Genomic DNA, 20,738 nt, shown 5'->3' on the forward strand with positions numbered 1-20,738 from the left:
AAATTCTAGAAAAGGGAAAAAGATGAAAAGAAGGTTAAAACAAATATATCAGGATTTGTTTAAGGGAAAGCTTACACAAAAGGAAGCTTTACAAGAGATCAGGGCCTTGAAACAGCAGGGCCAGGAAAAAGGTATGGGTACCCTTCTGTCTGCTCCTGTTTGGGAAGAAGACAATATATCGAAACCAGCAGATGAAAGCGCTTCAGCCTTCGCGGAACGACACATTATACTGTGCGAAATGTCGTCAATTGATGAAAAACGTATTGAAACTATGATCCCCGGCAGCCATTGCCTGACGCTCCGATCATCACAACAAAATATTGCGGAACGCTTTAGTGAAATTGCCGGAACTTGTTTTGAATTAATAAAAAATATACTTCATAAAAAGCCCTCCGGTAAAGTGCTTTTGCAGATTGTAATACCTGATAATCAGGAAGAAAAACTTTTTGCCGGACTGTCCGGATTGCTGAAAACTGCAGCGCTCGAAAACCCTCACATAGCCGGCCAGATTATTCTTTTGCAGACGGATATTTTCGGTGACGAACTGGTGAAACGACTGGAGCTGGAAAAAACAAGGCATCAGGATGAGGTCATAAAATATGATAATGATGGCCGCAGGGTTTTGCGTTTGCAGGAAATATCAACAAGAGGGAAAGCGCCTAAAATTGCTTTTAAAGATCGTGGTGTCTACCTGATCACCGGAGGATTCGGTGGCTTGGGAGTTTTGTTTGCCAGAGAGATAATCAGGCAAACCAGCAAAGCCAGGATCATCTTAGCCGGCCGCTCGGAGCTAACGCCTGCAAGAAAGAAAGTGCTGGAAGAGTTGTCTGGTACGGGAACTTCAGTTGAATACCGGCAGGCAGATATCGCTGACCCGGATCAGGTCGGGCAACTGATTACTTACATTAAGGGCCATTATAAACAAATCAATGGCATTATCCATTGTGCAGGAATAAATTCAGATAACTTCATTTTAAAGAAGACCGCTGAGGAATTCGGGCGTGTACTTTTACCCAAGGTCACCGGAACATTTAACCTCGACCAGGCCACGCATGATATCGATCTTGATTTCATGGTGTTGTTTTCCTCGGTAGCCTCATGGCTGGGCAACTCCGGGCAGGCCGACTATGCAGCGGCCAACGCTTTTATGGATCAATATGCAGTCTACCGCAATGCCCTGGTTGAGACTAATAAGAGAAAAGGAAAAACCATCTCTGTCAACTGGCCATTGTGGCAGGAGGGCGGAATGAGGATGGACGAAGCAACCCAGGAGATGCTAGGGGAGATCACAGGCTTGCGGGCGCTGACCACCCCAGCCGGCATGCAAAACTTCTATCGCTGCCTGGAACTGCAGCATGAGCAGGTAATGGTAACGGACGGAGACTATACGCAAATACGCCACAGGCTATTTGAAAGAAACAAAGATCGTCCCCCAGTGGAAAGTACCCATGATTTTCATGATGTGCTACCCCTCGCAACTTCTGCTAACGGGTCTGATAAAAGGAGCCTTTTTGAAAAGGCACTGGATTTCATCTGCGGTGAACTGGCATCGCAGTTGAAAATAGCCCCTCATCAACTGGACCCACAGGCGCCAATGGAGAAATATGGTATAGATTCTATCCTGGCAATGAACCTTACCAACCAGTTGGAAAAATCTTTTGGTTCCTTGCCTAAAACTTTGTTCTTCGAATACCAGACAGCTCATGAACTCACGGAATATTTTACAAAGTCATTTCCGGACGTCCTCAAAGCGCTATTTAGCAAAAACAATGAAGGCAGCTCCTCGCAAAAGCCTGGTGATGTAGCAATGCCCAAACCTCAACTACAGGCCAGACAACGCTCAGGCGGTCGGTTTCTTCGTCAGCGCCAGGAACCTGTATCCGTAAAAAACAGCAAGACCGATCATGACAGTGACCCAATCGCTATTGTGGGGTTGAGTGGCCGCTACCCTGAGGCAAAAGATATCCGGGAGTACTGGCAAAATCTCCGTCAGGGAAAAGACTGTATCATTGAAGTTCCCAAAGATCGGTGGGACTGGCGTGACTACTACTCTGAAGATCGTACGAAAGGCGGACACCATTATAGCAAATGGGGTGGGTTTATAGAAGGTGTTGATGAATTTGACCCGAGGTTCTTCAACATCGCACCGCGGGAAGCCGCGAATATTGATCCTCAGGAGCGCCTCTTTTTACAACATGCCTGGATGGCGATCGAAGATGCAGGCTATACACGCGACAGTCTGCAAATAGCTGATGAGCAGGATCTTGCCGGTCAGGTAGGAGTGTACGTAGGTGTGATGTACGGAGAGTATCAACTCTTTGGAGCCCGGGGCAAGGGCATGGCGCTGATGAATAGTTATGCCAGTATTGCCAACAGGGTGTCTTATGTGCTTAACCTGCACGGCCCCAGCATGACACTGGATACTATGTGTTCTTCGTCATTGACGGCCATTCATTTGGCCTGTCAGGATCTACAGCTCGGAAGGACAAACCTCGCGATAGCCGGAGGTGTTAATGTCAGCATTCATCCCAATAAATACTTGTACCTCAGTACGGGCCAGTTCATCTCCAGCGATGGCCATTGCCAAAGCTTTGGTGAGGGTGGTGATGGTTATATTCCCGGAGAAGGTGTTGGTGTGGTTATATTGAAAAGATTGTCAGAAGCCGAGCGGGATGGCAATCATATCTATGGCATTATTAAGGGCAGTGCACTCAATCATGGGGGCAAAACCAATGGTTATAGCGTACCCAATCCTAAGGCACAGGCTGCCGCCATTACCCGCGCGCTGTCGGAAGCCAATATAGACCCACGCCACATCAGCTACATAGAAGCTCACGGTACAGGCACCAAACTCGGTGACCCGATTGAAATAGCAGCGCTGAACCAGGCCTTTAAAAAGCACACAGAGGATAACGGCTTCTGCCTGATCGGATCAGCCAAGTCAAATATTGGCCATTGTGAATCAGCAGCAGGTATTGCAGGATTAACGAAAGTGTTACTACAACTGAAGCACAAGGAAATTGTGTCCTCGCTGCATTCGCAGAAGTTGAATCCCTATATCGATTTTAACGATACACCATTTACCGTCAACCAAACCCTGACCCCCTGGCGCCAACCGGAGATTGAAGGAAAGCTATTGCCTCGCATTGCAGGTATATCTTCTTTTGGTGCAGGGGGATCAAATGCCCATATCATTATACAGGAGTATGTGCCATCAGCGGAGGTAAGCCAGACTGTCGCTCCTGTGGCACATGATACCACGGTGGTGATACCTCTTTCAGCCCGAACAGCGGAGCAATTAAAACAAAAAGCCACTGATCTGCTGGACTTTATCCGTGCATTTCAGCCCGACCTCATTGCCATGGCCTATACCCTTCAGGTGGGCAGGGAAGCTATGGACGAGCGATTAGGCTTTGTGGTTAGTTCGATCGATCAGTTGGCAGATAAGCTTACGGCTTATATCAACGGTGAACAGGGTGTCGCAGATACTTATCACGGTCAGGTAAAGCGTAACAAAGAGGTTTTTGGAAAAGATACAGACTTACAAAAAGACACCGAGCAATGGATAGCCCAAAAGCAACTCGGAAGGTTGCTGGATTTATGGGTCAAAGGCATTGATCTGGATTGGAGCAGGCTTTATGGCGACAACAGACCCAACCTGATCAGTTTACCGGCTTATCCATTTGCCCGTGAGCGATATTGGATAGATACGACAGATACTGAGGAGCTGATGTCAAATGCTTCTGCACCTGTTCTCCATCCTTTGTTGCACGTGAACACCTCAGACCTGGTGCAGCAGTGTTATAGTTCGACTTTTAGCGGTAATGAATTCTTCTTTGCGGATTACCCTTTGAACGGCAATGGTTCCGGGCAAAAAATGTTACCTGCCGTGGCATATCTGGAAATGGCCAGGGCTGCTGTAGAAAAATCTATGCCTGCCAAAGAAGGATCGGAACTCATCGAATTACATGATCTGGTCTGGGGTCAGCCCTTTATCGCTGCGGAAAATAAACAAATTGCTATAGCCCTGTTGACAAAAGATGGTGATGGAGTGGATTTTGAGATTTACAGCAAAGACGAAGCTGAGGAGGTTATCCATTGCCAGGGGTCCGCAAGCTTCGTGCCTTCAGCTAATCAAAAACTCGATACGGAACAGCTAAAAGGGCAAACGAAGGAGGGGAGACTGACAGCTAACGAGCTGTACACAATCTTCATCGAAGCGGGCATGAGCTATCCCGCAGCCCATCAGGGTGTCGTTTTTGTCGACCGGGGAGTGGATCAGGTACTTGCACAGTTGAGAATACCTGAGGCAGTAGGGGTTAGTCAAAAAGATTATCAATTACACCCTGCTATTGTGGACAGCGCCCTGCACGCTGCTATTGCTTTGAATGTAAGTCAGCCTGTTATCCCTTTCGCTGTAGCATCGATCCGCATTGCATCAGCCTGTACTACAGAGATGCTTGCCTGGGTCCGATACACGCTGGGCAGTAGGGCAACAGATGACATTATCCAACTGGATATTGACCTGTGTGATCCACAAGGGAATATTTGCGTTCAAATGCGTGGAGTTGCCTGTCAGCAGGAGTCGCTGAACACCGCGGCTCAAGTGGATATTCCGGTTCAAACAGTTTCGTCTCCGGCACTTAAGGAGCCCCGTCAGATACCTCTGCCGCTACACGTAGCCAAGGGTAACGGTAGCGGTGAACCATCGCAAAGTTTTGCAAATGTAGCATTGAAAAAACCAACAGCCATTTCGTTAGCTGCGCCTGATGACCTCGATCCGGGAAAAATCAAACGTACCTCAGCAAAAGCTGCCGTTGTGCTTACAGACACAACCATAGGTTTCTCTTCAAAGGACAGTCGGTCGTCCACGGTTCCTTTGGTGAGTTTATATGATCATGGAAACGGTATATTTTCCATCCTGATAGAGGCAGGTGGCACCAATAAGCTTTCGGATGACCTGACAAACCAACTCCTACTGGTGCTTAACACGGTGCAAAAAGCGCCTTCAGTCAAGGTGTTGATCCTCAAAGGTTCAAAAGGTGGTTTCCTGCATGGCGGCCGAAATGAGTACAATGTGGCAGTTGAACAAAAACTGTATCAGGCGATCGCATCCTTTCCATACCCGGTCATTGCTGCTATGCAAGGCAACGCTGCAGGCGCAGGTTTCCTGGTTGGGGCGCTCTGTGATTTTATGATTTGCAGCAGAGAAGCCAACTATTACTACACGATACCACAGGAAGGTATATTTCCTTCAGACCATGAATACCAGCTTTTTGAAGGACGGTTTGGTGCGGAGCTGGCCTCAGACTTTTTATATTGCTCTGAAACTTATACCGGTCAACAACTTCAAGCAAAAGGATGGACCTGCCCGATCCTTCCACAGGAGCAGGTTGAAGGTTACACTGAAGACCTTGCGTTGGCGCTGGCGAAAAAGTCTGAAACATCGCTCGCATTGCTTAAGCAGCATTTGGCCCGCCATATTGTGAAGCTAACTAACGGGCTTAGTGTGCTGAGCGCCATGACAACCGGGAGAATGTCTGATGAAGCGGTCCCTGGTATTACTTTGCCAGCTAAACATATTCGGTTAGAAACGCATGATAATGTGCTGGTCATCAGGATTGGCATGACCAGAAAGAAATATGGAATAAAGGCACTGGTCAAAGATGTAAAAAATATTTTCTCCCGGATTGACAGTACATCTTCGTACAAGTCTATGGTCCTCGTAAGTGAGTACCCGGATTTTCTACCGGAGAACAAGTTGGAAACGGCAGTCAGCGAAATAATGGATCTGCAACAGTTGTCCCTTGAATTACCAATCCCCGTCATAGCCGTATTGGATTCGGATACCAGTGGGCGGGCCTGGTTCTTCAGTCAGTTTTGTGAAGCATGCATCTACAATGTAGAGGGACGCTATTCCATCGGGGATATCAGGCAAAGTCCTGAGTTGGCGCAACAGGCTGTCATGATATTTCAACATCGGTTTGGAAATTATTTTGGTAAGGAAATACTGCTGGCCGGCACTGAATATTCAGGTCGTGAATTACAGCAACGTGCTGGAAATTTAAACATTGCTGAACAGGGAGAAGGCTTATCTGCGGCATTGCAGCTCGCAGCGTCATGGACTAAGTTGCCTTCTGATACCTTAATGTCATGGAAAAAGCAAAGGGCATTAAGCATAAAGCAAAAAGTCGAAGAACTACCAGCCTGGCTGGAGACAGAAGGAGAGACCTTTAAAGCTCTGCCCGCTTCGCCCGTTTCGATCAACCTCAAATCAGAGGTTATTACAGCTACCGCCCATCCGGAAGGGATATTGGTTGTTAAAATGGAGGACCGGGAAGCGAAGAATATGTTTTCTGATGCTTTCACACAAGGGATAACAGAAGTATTCGGGCATATTGAACAAGCGGAAGAATATAAGGTGGTAGTATTGACCGGCTATGATAATTATTTTGCTTCGGGAGGTACAAAAGAGGCATTGCTGGCTATTCAGGAAGGGAAAAGCAAATTTACTGATACCAAGATCTATCAACTGGCCATGAAATGTAAACTGCCGGTGATAGCAGCCATGCAGGGGCATGGTATCGGAGCCGGCTGGGCAATGGGTATGTTCGCAGACCTTGTTCTGTTCAGTGAAGAAAGCAAGTATGTGAGTCCGTATATGACCTATGGATTTACACCGGGAGCGGGAGCCACCTTTATCTTCCCGGAGAAAACCGGGTATGATCTGGCCAGAGAAACCTTACTGACAGCTCAGGAGTATGCAGGCGATCATTTCAGAGACAGGGGTCTCCGTGTTCCCGTGCTGCGAAGAGCGCAAGTGAATGAAGCGGCTCTTGAACTGGCAGGAAAAATAGCAAAATGCTCACGGAGCGTCCTGATAGCTTTAAAACATCAGTTCACTCACAACCTGCAAGAGCCACTCAAGGAAACTATAGAGCTTGAGTTGGCAATGCATGAAAAAACATTTGTGGGGCAGCAGGATACCTTGCAGCAGATCAAAGATAACTTTCATCAGGGGGAGCGTACCGTAGAACTGCGCATCTCGAAGCACAGTGAGCCTGTTTCTACGCAGAACTCTGATCCGACCAGAGAGGTGCCATCCGGTGATTCGGTTATGGCCAGCGTAAGACAGTTTCTGGCGGAGGAACTTCATCTCCAAGAGCATGAAATTGAAGAAGATACACAGTTTGTTGATCTGGGCCTTGACTCCGTTACAGGGGTTACATTGGTGCGCAGGATTAACGATAAATACAAAACCTCGATCGAGGCAACGAAGATCTACAGCTACCCGACCCTCTCCGAACTGAGTCGCTATGTTATGGAAGAGGCCGGCAAATCAGACCTTTTACCTGACAAGTCCGCAACTGTAATATCCGCTGTCCCTGCTACAGAGATCCAAAGAAATGGTGAGCCGACAGGATCGTCTCAGCATTCAAATGCCCGGTTTGCGGTGGCGGACAGCATAAAAAAGATGCTGGCTGAAGAGTTGCACCTGCAGGAACACGAGATCGATGAGGACACCCAATTTATCGACCTGGGTCTGGATTCCATTACAGGGGTCACCTGGATACGCAGGATCAACGAAAAATATAAAACTTCAATTGAAGCAACGAAGATCTACAGCTATCCCACGCTCTCTGAACTTAGTGGGCATGTAAAAGAAGAAGCTGAGAAGTTGGGCACTGTACCCAGCGAATTAGGCCAACCGGTGATTCCGGCCAGGCCATTTTCTGATCATGTTGCTTTGAAGGCAAAGGCTGAGCGGGTGTTGCCGCCAACCTTGAAAAAGCTTACTTCCTGGCGAAACAGGCCTGTGTTTAAGGGGTTGCGTGCCCAATATCCGGATCATGCGCAATCCATAGCCGTAGTTGGCATGGCAGGTCAGTTTCCAATGTCAGGAAACCTGGATGATTTCTGGAAAAACATCGCAGCAGGCAAAAACTGCATTAGCGAAGTGCCCCAGAAGCGCTGGGATATCAATACCTTTTACCATGAGGGTGAGCCGGTGCCAGGCAAAACCAACAGTAAATGGGCAGGCCTCATGGAAGGCTATGACTTGTTCGACCCATTGTTTTTCAATATTTCTCCCACCGATGCTGAGAGTATGGACCCTCAGCAACGGGTGCTGTTGCAGGCTTGTTGGGAAAGCATTGAAAATGCAGGCTATAGCCCCAAGAGCTTATCGGGCAGCAGGTGCGGTGTTTACATGGGCTGTGCCAGTGGTGATTATCATTTACTTTCAAGAGAACTGCAAATAAGCGCTCAGGGTTTCACGGGCGGAGCTACTTCCATTTTGGCGGCCCGCATTTGCTACCTGTTGAACCTGCAAGGCCCTTGTGTATCTATCGATACTGCCTGCTCTTCATCATTGGTTGCCATAGCTTCAGCCTGTGACAGTTTGGTTTCCGGAAGCTGTGATATGGCCATGGCAGGAGGTGTATATGTAATGGTTGGTCCGGATATGCACATAAAAAGCTCGCAGGCAGGCATGCTTTCACGCGATGGAAAATGCCATACGTTTGATCAAAAGGCAAATGGCTTTGTTCCGGGTGAAGGGGTTGGTGTTGTGATACTTAAGCGTTTGGCTGATGCACAGAAAGATAATGATATCATCCATGGCGTCATCGAAGGCTGGGGTGTAAACCAGGATGGAAAAACGAACGGTATCACTGCTCCGAATGAAGAATCACAGATACGTTTGGAACGGGAGGTATATGATAGGTTTAAGATTGATCCCGATAGTATTCAACTTGTGGAAGCCCACGGTACCGGTACCAAACTGGGTGATCCGATCGAAGTGAATGCGCTCAAGCAATCCTTTAAAAATTATACAAAGAAAAAAGAATACTGTGCGCTGGGGTCGGTCAAGAGCAATATTGGCCACTGCCTCACCGCAGCCGGGGTGGCCAGTTTCATCAAAACCCTGCTGGCGCTAAAACATCAACAACTGCCCCCAACCATAAACTATGATTCGCTGAACGAGCACATTGCCTTGAAAGACAGCCCGTTCTATGTAAATAATGAGCTGAAAGAGTGGAAGGCAGGTGAGGCCGGGAAACGGCAGGCTGCGATCAGCGCCTTTGGCTTTAGCGGTACCAATGCCCACATTGTATTGTCAGAATATGTGGCGCCTGTAGAAAATAAGCGATCTGTTTCTGTCATTACTCAGGATTCTAAGATCATCGTGCCACTGTCTGCAAAAACGGCTGATCAGTTGAAACAAAAAGCCATTGATCTTTTGGCCTTTATTCGAAGGGAACCATCGATCGACCTGGTTGAGATGACATATACCCTGCAAATTGGTAGGGATGCCATGGACGAGCGTCTGGCTCTAATGGCTGGCTCCGTGGAACAACTGGCGGAAAAGCTTCAGGCTTACGCGGACGGTACTCAGGGTATTAGCGATATTTTTCAGGGACAGGTGAAAAGTAACAAGGAAGGCCTGAGCATCATCAACCGTGACGATGACCTTAAAAGGTCCATTATCGATACCTGGATCAGCCAAAAGAAACTTACAAAACTGGCTGATTTGTGGGTGAAAGGCATAGAACTGGACTGGAATAGGCTGTATGGTGAAAACAAGCCAAAGCGTACCAGCCTTCCTACGTATCCATTTGCCAAGGAGCGGTACTGGTTTGAAGATAATAGCAAGACACTCAACACCAAAACAGCCGCCAACGTGTCAGTGCTTCACCCGCTGATTCATGAAAATATCTCAGACCTTGATCAGCAATGCTACAGGTCTGTTTTTAGCGGGGAAGAGTTCTTTGCTAAAGACTACCGGATCAATGGAGCCGTGGCGCTGTCCCCATTCGCAGCTATTGAAATGGCCCGGGCTGCAGTGGCGTTGGCAACTTCAAAAAAATCAGGGGCTCAGGGCATGGAATTGAGTAATATGATCTGGGAGCAGCCGATCTTACTGCCGGCAAAGAAAGAGATCATAACGGCATTGTTTGCAAATGATCCGAGCAGTGGTGGCCATGAATGGATAGATGTGGAGATCCACAGCGAGGAATCTGAAACGGAGAAGCCACATTTTTATGGTAGTGTGGTTTTTGGCACTCAACCTGAAACCGGCAAGATCGATATTGCGCAACTCAGAAAGCAGATGCAGCAAGGGGCGTCAACGCAAGTCGATATTTACGAGGTTTTAGCCAGACTGGGCATCACGTATGGAGCTACACGTCAGGGAATAACAACTGTTTATCACAGAGAGAAAGAGTTGTTGTTGGAAGTAAATCTGGCGCCTTCCGAAGACAACTATCTGCTTCGCCCGGCAATTATGGATGTAGCCCTGCTTGCTGGCAGTTATTTGGCCACTGAATTGGATCGTTCGTCACAGCCGGTTGTCCCTCATTCCCTGGATGCTGTTCGCATCATATCCGCTTGTTCTACAGATATGGTGGTCTGGGTGCGTAGCAGTGCGAAATCTGACAAAACGCTTGACGTTGACCTTATGGATCAGCACGGAAATGTCTGCGCACAAATGAGAGGGTTGTCCTTCAACCAATTCACTGCCGAAAGAGCGGATATTGAGAATAGACAAAGCACAACTGTTGTAAGAGAGGAAACACTTGCCACGGGAGAACAACAGCAGGAAGTATCGCAACAAATGTTCTTCAGGGAATACTGGAAGGAACAGCCACTCGCTTCCGGTGTATCACTGCCGGAAGGTAAGCAGATTGTGATCTTCGCAGATGAGGAATTCGGGAAGGTTGTAAACGGTAGCGAACAGTGGGCCGGGGCAGTCGTGGTGTCCCAAGGCGATAACTACCAGAAAGTATCCGACAGCGCCTACTATTGTCGTTTAAACAATGGAGGAGACATCCAAAAGGTGCTTAATGGCGTTCCAAAATCCGATATACCACTTACACTGATATATACCTGGGCGAAAGATCAGAAGGAAACAGGTATTCATACATTGTTTAACTTATTCAAAGCCATTAAAGAATTTAACCATCCTGTCGATGTAATACTGACAGGTCATTATGACCCCTCATCGCCAGACACTTGCTGGGATTACTCATGGATCGGCTTTGAAAGATCGTTAAAACTTCTCCTGCCTGATGTGCGGTTATCATTACTTTATACTGATTCATCCTCACATACTCCTCAGCAGCTTTTGGATGCAGCGCAACAGCCGGGCATCATCTGGTATAAAGGGCAGCAGAGATTTGCATTATCCTTTGAGCCATGCGAGTTGAATAAAACAACACAAGAACCGGTATTGAAGAAAAATGGAAGTTATTTAATTACCGGAGGCTGTGGTGAGCTGGGGTTCAGGTTTGCACACTATTTAGCCCGGGAATATCAGGCAAAGTTGATACTGCTTGGCAGAAGGTCGCTTACTCCTGGTATTCGGCAAAAAGTTGATGAGCTGAAAAAGGCAGGCGCTCAGGAAGTGCATTATGCCGCTGTTGATATCAGCAACAGAGAGGCGTTGGCTTTATGGGCAGGAAAACTACCTTTTGATCTGTCCGGTGTTATCCACGCAGCAGGTGTTGAGAGCGTTCAGCCTTTCTATGAAAAAACAGCAGATAGCATTAACTCGGTGCTGCACCCTAAGTCGGTCGGGACGGTTTTATTGGATGAGATGCTGGATCATCAGCGCCTGGATTTCGTTTGCTATTTCTCCTCATCAGCCGCTTTGCTTGGTGACTTCGGTTCCTGCGACTATGCTATTGCCAACCGTTTCCAAATGGCATACGCATACCATCGCCAGCAGAAAAAGCAGGGTAATGGAAGGTCTCTTGTTATCAACTGGCCATTCTGGAAAGAAGGAGGCATGGGCAAAGGTGACGCAGAAGAAGCCGCGTTTTACCTGAAGAGCAGTGGACAGGAGATGCTTGAAACAGCAGAAGGGATAGCAATATGGCATGATATCATTCGCTCAGACCAGGCACAGACGCTGGTTATGAAAGGCAAGCCAACTCGTGTAGAGCAGTTTTTAGGAAGGATATATGAAGCTAAAAAACCTGTTGAAACAGTGGAAAGACAGCAAAATATGCCTGCTCATATCAGCAAAGGATGGAAGGTTCAGTATCAGGACTTGTCGCCAAAGGAATGCGTTTTTGCCGATCTTGTCAAACTTGTATCATCAAGCCTGAAGATACCTGCGGAGAAACTGGATGGGATCACCAACCTGGCTGACTACGGGTTTGATTCCATAAGCCTGGCCACATTCGCCAAGCGACTACAGGAGCATTTTTCACTGGCTGTCACTCCAGCCTTGTTTTTCAATTATGCCACTATTGGAAAGTTGAGCGAATATTTTACCGGGGAGCATCAAACACATATCCAGGAATTCTATAGCAAGCCACAAAGTGCAGTGAATGAGATGAAAATTCCGGCAACAGCCAAACCGATCAATACAACTAATAATAGATCACAGGTGAGAAAGCGCTTCCTACATACCAGAGCGGAAGGCCGTTTAAATAATGCCGGCTTGAAGCAAGAGCCCATTGCGGTTATTGGTATGTCGGGGCGTTTCCCAAAAGCAGACACAGTAGATCAACTATGGACTATACTGGAAAAGGGTGAGAGTGCGATCACTGAGATCCCTTCATCGCGCTGGAACTGGCGTGATTACTTTACCGAGTCCGGTGATCCCGCTAATAAGATCAGCACCAACAAGGGAGGCTTTATTAGCAATGTGGACGAATTCGATCCGCTGTTTTTTGAAATTTCACCCAGAGAAGCAGAGGCGACCGACCCCGGGCAAAGACTGCTCCTGATGGAAGCCTATAAGGCCATAGAGGATGCGCAGATAGACCCGTCATCGCTAAGGGGGTCTTCAGTTGGTGTATTTGTGGGTATGGAAGAAAGTCAGTACGACTCGCTCGTTGTTGATGAGCAGGGGGTTGGAAATAGCGGTAACGCCATGATATCCTCCAGACTGTCGTATTATCTTGACTTGCATGGTCCTACTATTGCTACCAATACTGCCTGCTCTTCCGGCCTGGTAGCGCTGCATCAGGCGATCATGAGCCTGCGAAACGGAGAATGCGAGTCGACATTGGTTGCAGGTATCTCCTCGTTTATCTTATCACCGACATTCTATATGAAGATGAGCCAGGCAGGAATGCTGTCACAGGATGGTCAGTGCTATAGCTTTGCAAAAAGAGCGAATGGAATAGGAGTAGGTGAAGCAGTAGTGGTACTGATGCTGAAGCCGTTGTCGGCAGCTATTGCCGCTGGTAATCCGATTTATGGTACCATCAAAGGTAGCGGAATCAATTTCGATGGAAAGACCAATGGAGTAACAGCGCCTAATGGCAAAAGGCAGGAAGAGCTGATCAGGAATATTTATACCAACTATAGCATCAACCCTGCAGATATCTCTCATATTGTAGCTCATGGCACAGGTACAAAGCTGGGCGACCCCATTGAACTAAACGCGCTGAATGAGGCCTTCAAAAAGCTGAGCGCGGAACAGTCCACTTCAAGGCAGCAACCATGTGCCATCACGAGCTGCAAGAGTAACCTGGGACATACCATGGCAGCCTCCGGGCTGGTAAGTGTGGTGAGTTTGCTAAAAGGATTGCAGCACAATACGATACCCGCCACCATCAATTGCGATGACGAGAATGATTACATCACCTGGGAAGACAGCCCGTTCTACATCAACAAAGCTACCAGGGAATGGGAAAAGGAAAATGACAAACCTCGTATGGGGGGTGTGAGCTCATTTGGTCGTAGTGGCACCAATGCACATGTGGTTATAGAAGAATATATGCCACCGGTAAATGAGCATTCAGCAGTTGTTGTCGCTCCGAAAGATAGTTCCGTCATCATCGCCCTGTCTGCAAAAACAGGTGAACAGTTGAAGCAGAAAGCCAGTGACTTGTTAACTTTTATCAGTACCCCTGATCAAACAACAGAAGAACCTGTTGCAAAAAGCATTGATCTGGTTGCATTGGCCTACTCCCTGCAGGTAACCCGTGAGGCCATGGAGGTACGTCTGGGATTCATTGTGAATACCATTGAGGAATTGGCAGATAAGCTCCGGTCCTGGCTGAATGCGGAAGAGGATATCGAAGGCGCTTATTCGGGAGAGGTTAAACTTCATGATCCGTCAGTTTCATTGTTCAATGTCGATGCCGACCTGCAGGAAACCATCGACAAATGGATCACCAATAAAAGACTTTCCAAATTACTGGATCTATGGGTTAAAGGCCTCGTACTGGATTGGAACAAACTCTATGGAGAGGTTAAGCCCCGGCGCATCAATGTTCCTAAGTATCCATTTGCAAAAGAGCGCTATTGGGTCGATAAAAAGGCGGAAAAAGCAACCACCGATCAACATACCGGCAATGGGCAGAGGGTAAATGGTAATTATGAATTAATTGAGGATATCCTCAGCAAGGTTGAGGATGAATCGTTGGATGTAGATCAGGCTGTCAAATTATTAAATAATGGGTCATACATGCAATGAAGACGATTGGATGTGGATTTTCGTCAGTGAGTATTTCATACGTTCAGTTTTTAAGCAATAGTTAAGAAAAGGAAAATCAAATAGGAGGTATCTATAAATGATTGATTTTGTAACATATGTAGTCAGGGAGCTAAAGAGTAAGAGGCTATCAAAAACAGATGCTTTGGCCCTCATTAAACAATTTTCTATTAACTCCCAAACTACTTCCGGATCATCAGCCTTGCATCCCCTGTTGCATAGCAATACTTCGGATTTAAGTGAACAAAGCTATACTTCTACCTTTTATGGTGATGAGTTCTTCCTGAAAGACCATCAGGTCAAAGGGCAGAAGGTGTTGCCTGGGGTAGCTTACCTGGAAATGGCCAGGGCTGCCGTAGAGGGAGCTATGCAGGTACGACAGGAATCAACCATTATAGAGTTGCGTAATGTGGTATGGGCTCAGCCAATCATAGTTTCGGGACCAAAGGAAGTAACCATTGCTTTGTTTGGAAGTGATAATGAGATCCAGAATGGCTACATAAATTTTGAAATTTACACGCTTATAGACGGTGCTGAGGAGGAAGTTAAGGAAACGATCCACTGTCAGGGGCAGGCTATCGTTGTCAAGAAGTCAACGCCGGGCAAACTTGATCTTGCCAGGCTCCGCGAGCAGACACAGCAAGGCAGCTTTCAATCAAACAGCGTTTACGCAGCTTACGCAGACCTGGGATTTAATTATGGCGCAGGTCACCGGGGAATACAAACGATTTACAAAGGAGACAGGCAACTACTCGCACATCTGGATCTACCTGTTGTAGGTGAGGCAGGTTCGCAAAAGTATGTTTTACATCCCGGGTTGATGGACAGTGCTGTGCAGTCTGCTATCGGATTCTTTGATGACCTGAGTCAGTTACCTGCTCAGCCATCTCTACCCTTCGCTCTGGAGTCTGTGAAGATCTTCTCGCCTTGTAGCAAAAATATGTATGCCTGGGTGAGGTACACCGCAGGTGAAGATCCCAATAGCAAAATCACAAAATTGGATATTGACGTTTGCGATCAGGACGGGAATGTCTGTGTTCAAATGCAGGGCTTTACATCCCGCGAGCTACGTACTAAAGCAGTGGCTACTGAGCAACAGCAAACCATCGATACTTTGCTTGCCGCACCGGAGTGGCAAGTATCCCCGAAATCACCACAAAGCAATAAACCAAAATATGCACAGCAACACCTTGTCCTTTGTGGTCTGCCCGATGTTGATGAGGAAAAGGTTCAAAGGTTGATGCCAGAGGTTCAGCTTCTGGCGCTGAAGCCTGAAAAAGACAGGGACATAGCCGGGCGCTACCTTGAAGTTGCCCAAGCGTGTTTTGCGTCTCTCCGAAAGATACTCGGGAATAAACCTCAAGGTACAACTATCATCCAGATCGTAGCACCTTATGACCTGCAAGAGACATTTTTTGCAGGGCTGTCGGGAATGATCAACACTGCCATGTTAGAGAACCCACAACTCATAGGGCAGATCATTCTGGTAGAGTCGCAATTGAAGACACAGGAGTTGGTGGAGCGGTTAAAGTACGATCAAGACAGGCCCCGGGATACAACCATCAAGTACGAACAGGGCATCAGGAATATCTTACGCTGGAAAATCACTGCTAACACCGAGCAACAACCTGCCATTCCATTTAAAGAGCGAGGCGTTTATGTGATCACAGGCGGTTTAGGTGGACTGGGGCAGTTGTTTGCCAGGGAAATTATTCAACGCACGGCAAATTCTCGGATTATCCTCACCGGTCGTTCAGCTCAGAAGGACCTGAAGGAAAAACAGTCTGTTTTGAAGGCATTACGCGCTATCAGCGATGGCATTGAATATCGTCAATTGGAAGTTGAGGATTTGACCCAGGTTGAGCGGTTTGTCAATACAGTTATTGATGAATACGGCCAGATAAACGGGATCATACATAGTGCAGGTATGATTGCCGATAACTACATTCTGAAAAAGGATGATACCGAGTTTGACAGTGTGCTTCGCCCCAAGGTTGCAGGAACTTATAATTTAGATCTCGCATGCCGGAACACAGACCTGGATTTCTTCGTGTTGTTTTCATCAGTTGCGTCTGTATTCGGCAACATTGGTCAGGCAGACTATGCAGCGGCAAACGGTTTTATGAATCAGTTTGCTGACTATCGCAATCACCTGGTGTCAAAAAAGCAGCGACAGGGAAAGACCCTGGCGCTGCATTGGCCTTTGTGGCTGGAAGGGGGAATGAACCCCGACCAGGCTACACGGGAACTGCTGAGGGAGACCACAGGGATGAGCCCAATGAAAACGGCTTCAGGTATGCATGCATTCTACCAGGCACTGGCATTACAGTACGGTCAGGTATTGGTACTGGAAGGCAATCTACCACAACTAAAGGCTTTGCTGGAGGAGTCAGGAAACCGAACAGCATCCGGTTTCGGGCTACAATCGATAGACGCAGAGGTGTCTAATGCTGAAACAAATCATGGCGATCTTTCAGAGATGACCCGGGAATACCTGCGCAAAGAATTTGCAGAGGTGTTGAAACTTTCTCCTCACAGGATTGATGTGCAGCAACCGCTGGAAAAATATGGCATTGACTCAATACTCGCATTGACGCTAACTACTCAACTGGAGAAGACATTTGGTTCGCTACCTAAAACATTATTCTTTGAATACCAGACCCTACAGGAACTTACGGGCTACTTTGTTAAAGCTTTTTCGGAAGTATTATCGGCACGATTTGCTCAAAAGAAACATATGCCTGAGCAGTCACAGCCAATTGAAGTAGCGCCCAAACCTGCTGCTCAGCTAAGGAACAGGAAAGCCACCACCAGATCATTTCGCAGTCAAGTCCGCAATGAAATAGCCGATAAAGATACCTTTCTTGCAGAACCTATCGCCATTGTGGGTATGAGTGGCCGCTACCCCGAGGCAGTGGACATTGAACGCTACTGGCATAACCTCCGTGAAGGAAAAGACTGCATCATCGAAGTGCCGCGTGAGCGTTGGGACTGGCGTGAATATTATACTGCAGACCGCAATAAAAACGGGCATCACTACAGCAAATGGGGTGGCTTTATATCAGGAGTTGATGAATTTGACCCACGGTTCTTTAACATCTCCCCGAGGGAAGCGGAATTTATCGATCCCCAGGAGCGATTGTTTTTACAACATGCCTGGATGGCCGTTGAAGATGCGGGTTACAGCAGGACAAGTTTGCAAATGCCCCGTGAAAATGACCTCACAGGCCAGGTGGGGGTGTATGCAGGGGTAATGTACAGTGAATATCAGCTATTTGGTATTGAAGCCAGCATGAGAGGGAAGCCGATGTCAGTGCCCGGCAGCTACGCAAGCATTGCCAACCGCGTGTCTTATACGTTGAACCTGCATGGACCCAGCATGACGCTCGACACCATGTGTTCTTCTTCACTGTCTGCTATTCATCTGGCCTGCCAGGATCTGAAATTAGGGCGGACGGACATGGCCATTGCAGGGGGTGTCAATGTGAGCATACACCCCAATAAATACCTGTTTCTCAGTGCCGGAAGATTTATTTCTGCTGATGGTCACTGTCAGAGCTTTGGAGAAGGCGGTGATGGCTATATTCCCGGAGAAGGCGTGGGAGTGGTAGTACTGAAAAGACTATCAGAAGCCGTGCGGGATAGAGATCACATTTATGGTGTTATAAAGGGCAGCAGCCTTAACCATGGAGGCAAGACCAACGGCTATTCAGTCCCTAATCCGCGTGCTCAGGCCGCGTTGATCAGCCAGGTGCTGAAAGAATCGGAAACCGACCCTCGGCATGTTAGCTACATAGAAGCGCATGGCACAGGCACCAAGCTGGGAGATCCTATCGAAATTGCAGCACTGACGCAGGCATTTCAGCACCATACTCAGGATACCGGATATTGCCTGATAGGATCAGCCAAATCTAATATTGGTCACTGTGAATCCGCTGCAGGTATCGCCGGACTGACAAAGGTTTTGCTGCAGATGAAATACAGGCAGATAGTCCCCTCGTTGCACTCATCTGTTTTAAATCCGTACATAGACTTTCAAAACACACCATTTGTCGTCAACCAAACCTTGCGGGCATGGGACGCCCCGGTGATTGACGGACAGCAGGTATCCCGGGTAGCGGGTATATCGGCCTTCGGTGCGGGCGGCTCCAATGCGCATTTAATTGTGGAGGAATTCATCCCTCCGACAGAAATAAACAAATCGCCTGTTAATATCGAAATAACGGACAGGGTCATTATCCCTTTATCTGCCAGAACACCGGAGCAGTTAAAACAGAAGGCCATTGATCTTTTGAATCATATTAATGGATCCCAACCCGACCTCGTATCCATGGCCTATACACTTCAGGTGGGCAGAGAGGCTATGGAAGAGCGTATTGGTTTTATAGTGGACAACATCGATGATCTGGCTGAAAAGCTACAGGCCTGGATCAACGGTGAGCAGGAAGCTGAAAATGTGTTTTATGGACACATGAAGCAAAATAACAGCCTGCTATCGCTGATGAGTGCGGATGACGATTTTGAACATACCCTGAGCAAGTGGATAATAGGCAAGAAACTAGCTAAAGTGCTGGAATTGTGGGTTAACGGACTGGAACTGGACTGGAATAAGCTATACGGTAGTGTAAAGCCTCAACGTATCAGCCTGCCCACCTATCCTTTTGCGAAAGAGCGGTATTGGATCGATTCAACAGGAAAAGAACTGCCTGCCCCAACAGAAGCCACCACGATGGCGCTTCATCCGTTGGTCCATACCAACACTTCAAAATTTAACCAACAGAGCTATAGTTCAACCTTCACCGGTAATGAATTTTTCTTTAAGGATTATCAGGTCAATACCGGTAACGGATATGCACAAAAAATGCTGCCGGCTGTGGCACTGCTGGAAATGGCCCGGGCTGCCGTAGAGCAGGCATCTGAGCCTCAGCAAACGCCTGTAGTAACGGAGCTGCATCATATCGAATGGGGGCAGCCAGTAGTTGGCGGAGAGGGAAAGCAGGTGAATATTGCACTGTTTGCCGATGAAAACAATGTGATTGATTTTGAGGTCTTTAGCCAGCAAAGCGGGGAGGAAACCGTTCACTGCCTGGGGCAAGTCGTCCACTCAACCGGCAGGGGAGCTACCCGGGTCGATATAGACAGCCTCCGGAGACAAATGATAAAGGGAAGTTATGGGCCGGGTAAGCTATATCCGTTTTTCTCAGCTATGGGCCTTCACTACGGTCCTGCACATCAGGGTTTGGTTTCGGTAAACAAGGGCGAGCATCAACTATTGGCACAATTACAATTGCCAGCAAGCGTTGCGGCTGGTCAAAACGACTATATACTGCATCCGGCATTACTGGACGCAGCCCTGCAAGCCTCCGTTTGCCTGCTGACTGACCTTAACCGGCAGCCTCATCATGCGTTTTTGCCCCTTACTTTGGAGCAGCTAGCCATAGTGGCCCCGTGTACAAAAGAGATGTATACATGGGTGCGTTTTGCAAAAAGCAACAACGGGCAGGGAGGAAAAACACGACTGGATATAGACCTGTCTGATGAGCATGGGAATATTTGCGTTCAGCTAAGAGGCTTGTCGTTTTATGAAATGAGTATAAACGTTAATGCCATTGGTACACAAGAAATCGATGTCGGAACCTCTCAGCCTCATACCGATGTGGCAGCGCCTGCACCGTCAAAGGAAAAGCCTCGGGCAATACCTATGGTTAACTTCCATGATATCAACGGAGTTGCGAATACAATCACAGCCAAGCCACGGGCCATACAACTGCTGGCTACCCAAGACATGCCTGCATCTTTTGAAAAAACACAGGTATCCAAACCACAGGCCATCCGGCTGGATAACTCACAGCAGACCGTGGTTTTTGAAGGAACCGAAAAGCAGTTGGCACCGGCATTAAGCGCCCCTAATGGGAGCGGGGATAGCCAAAACGTGCAGGTGGTTTCATCACAGGAACCCGAGCCGGACTATACCAAAGCGCAGTTGCATGAATACCTTAGAAAAAGTTTAGCGGAGGCACTTTACCTGGATTCTTCGGAGATTGACATTAGTAAACCTTTTGTTGACCTGGGTTTGGATTCCATCGTTGGAGTGGAGTGGATGAAGGTGGTGAATAAAAGACTTGGCTTGGATGTCTCTGCAACCAGGGTTTATGATTACTCAACCATACAGGCACTGGGAGCATTTCTTCACAAGGAACTGGAAGGTTCTCCCGGAGAGAGGTTCTCCGGTAAACTATCCCCAACTTTTTCTGAATGAGCTATTGTAGCCATCAAAGAAGTA

The 20,738-nt window shown here is 47.7% G+C and carries 2 protein-coding genes; both read left to right on the forward strand.

Going from position 1 to position 20,738, the window contains the following annotated elements; genetic code table 11:
* Positions 1 to 22: 22 nt before the first annotated feature.
* On the forward strand, positions 23 to 14,437 hold the full coding sequence (locus C900_RS08635; protein WP_185113962.1) for an SDR family NAD(P)-dependent oxidoreductase: 14,415 nt from the start codon (positions 23 to 25) through the stop codon (positions 14,435 to 14,437).
* 97 nt (positions 14,438 to 14,534) lie between these two features.
* Positions 14,535 to 20,714: an SDR family NAD(P)-dependent oxidoreductase gene (locus C900_RS08640; RefSeq protein WP_009579371.1), complete on the forward strand. Its 6,180-nt coding sequence runs from the start codon at positions 14,535 to 14,537 to the stop codon at positions 20,712 to 20,714.
* Positions 20,715 to 20,738 lie beyond the last annotated feature (24 nt).

The organism is Fulvivirga imtechensis AK7, from assembly GCF_000331535.1.
GTDB classification, from domain to species: Bacteria; Bacteroidota; Bacteroidia; order Cytophagales; family Cyclobacteriaceae; genus Fulvivirga; species Fulvivirga imtechensis.

Excerpts from the sequence above, each read along its gene's own strand:
- C900_RS08635 (WP_185113962.1), top strand. The coding sequence starts at position 23 with ATGAAAAGAAGGTTAAAACAAATATATCAGGATTTGTTTAAGGGAAAG.
- C900_RS08640 (WP_009579371.1), top strand. The coding sequence starts at position 14,535 with ATGATTGATTTTGTAACATATGTAGTCAGGGAGCTAAAGAGTAAGAGG.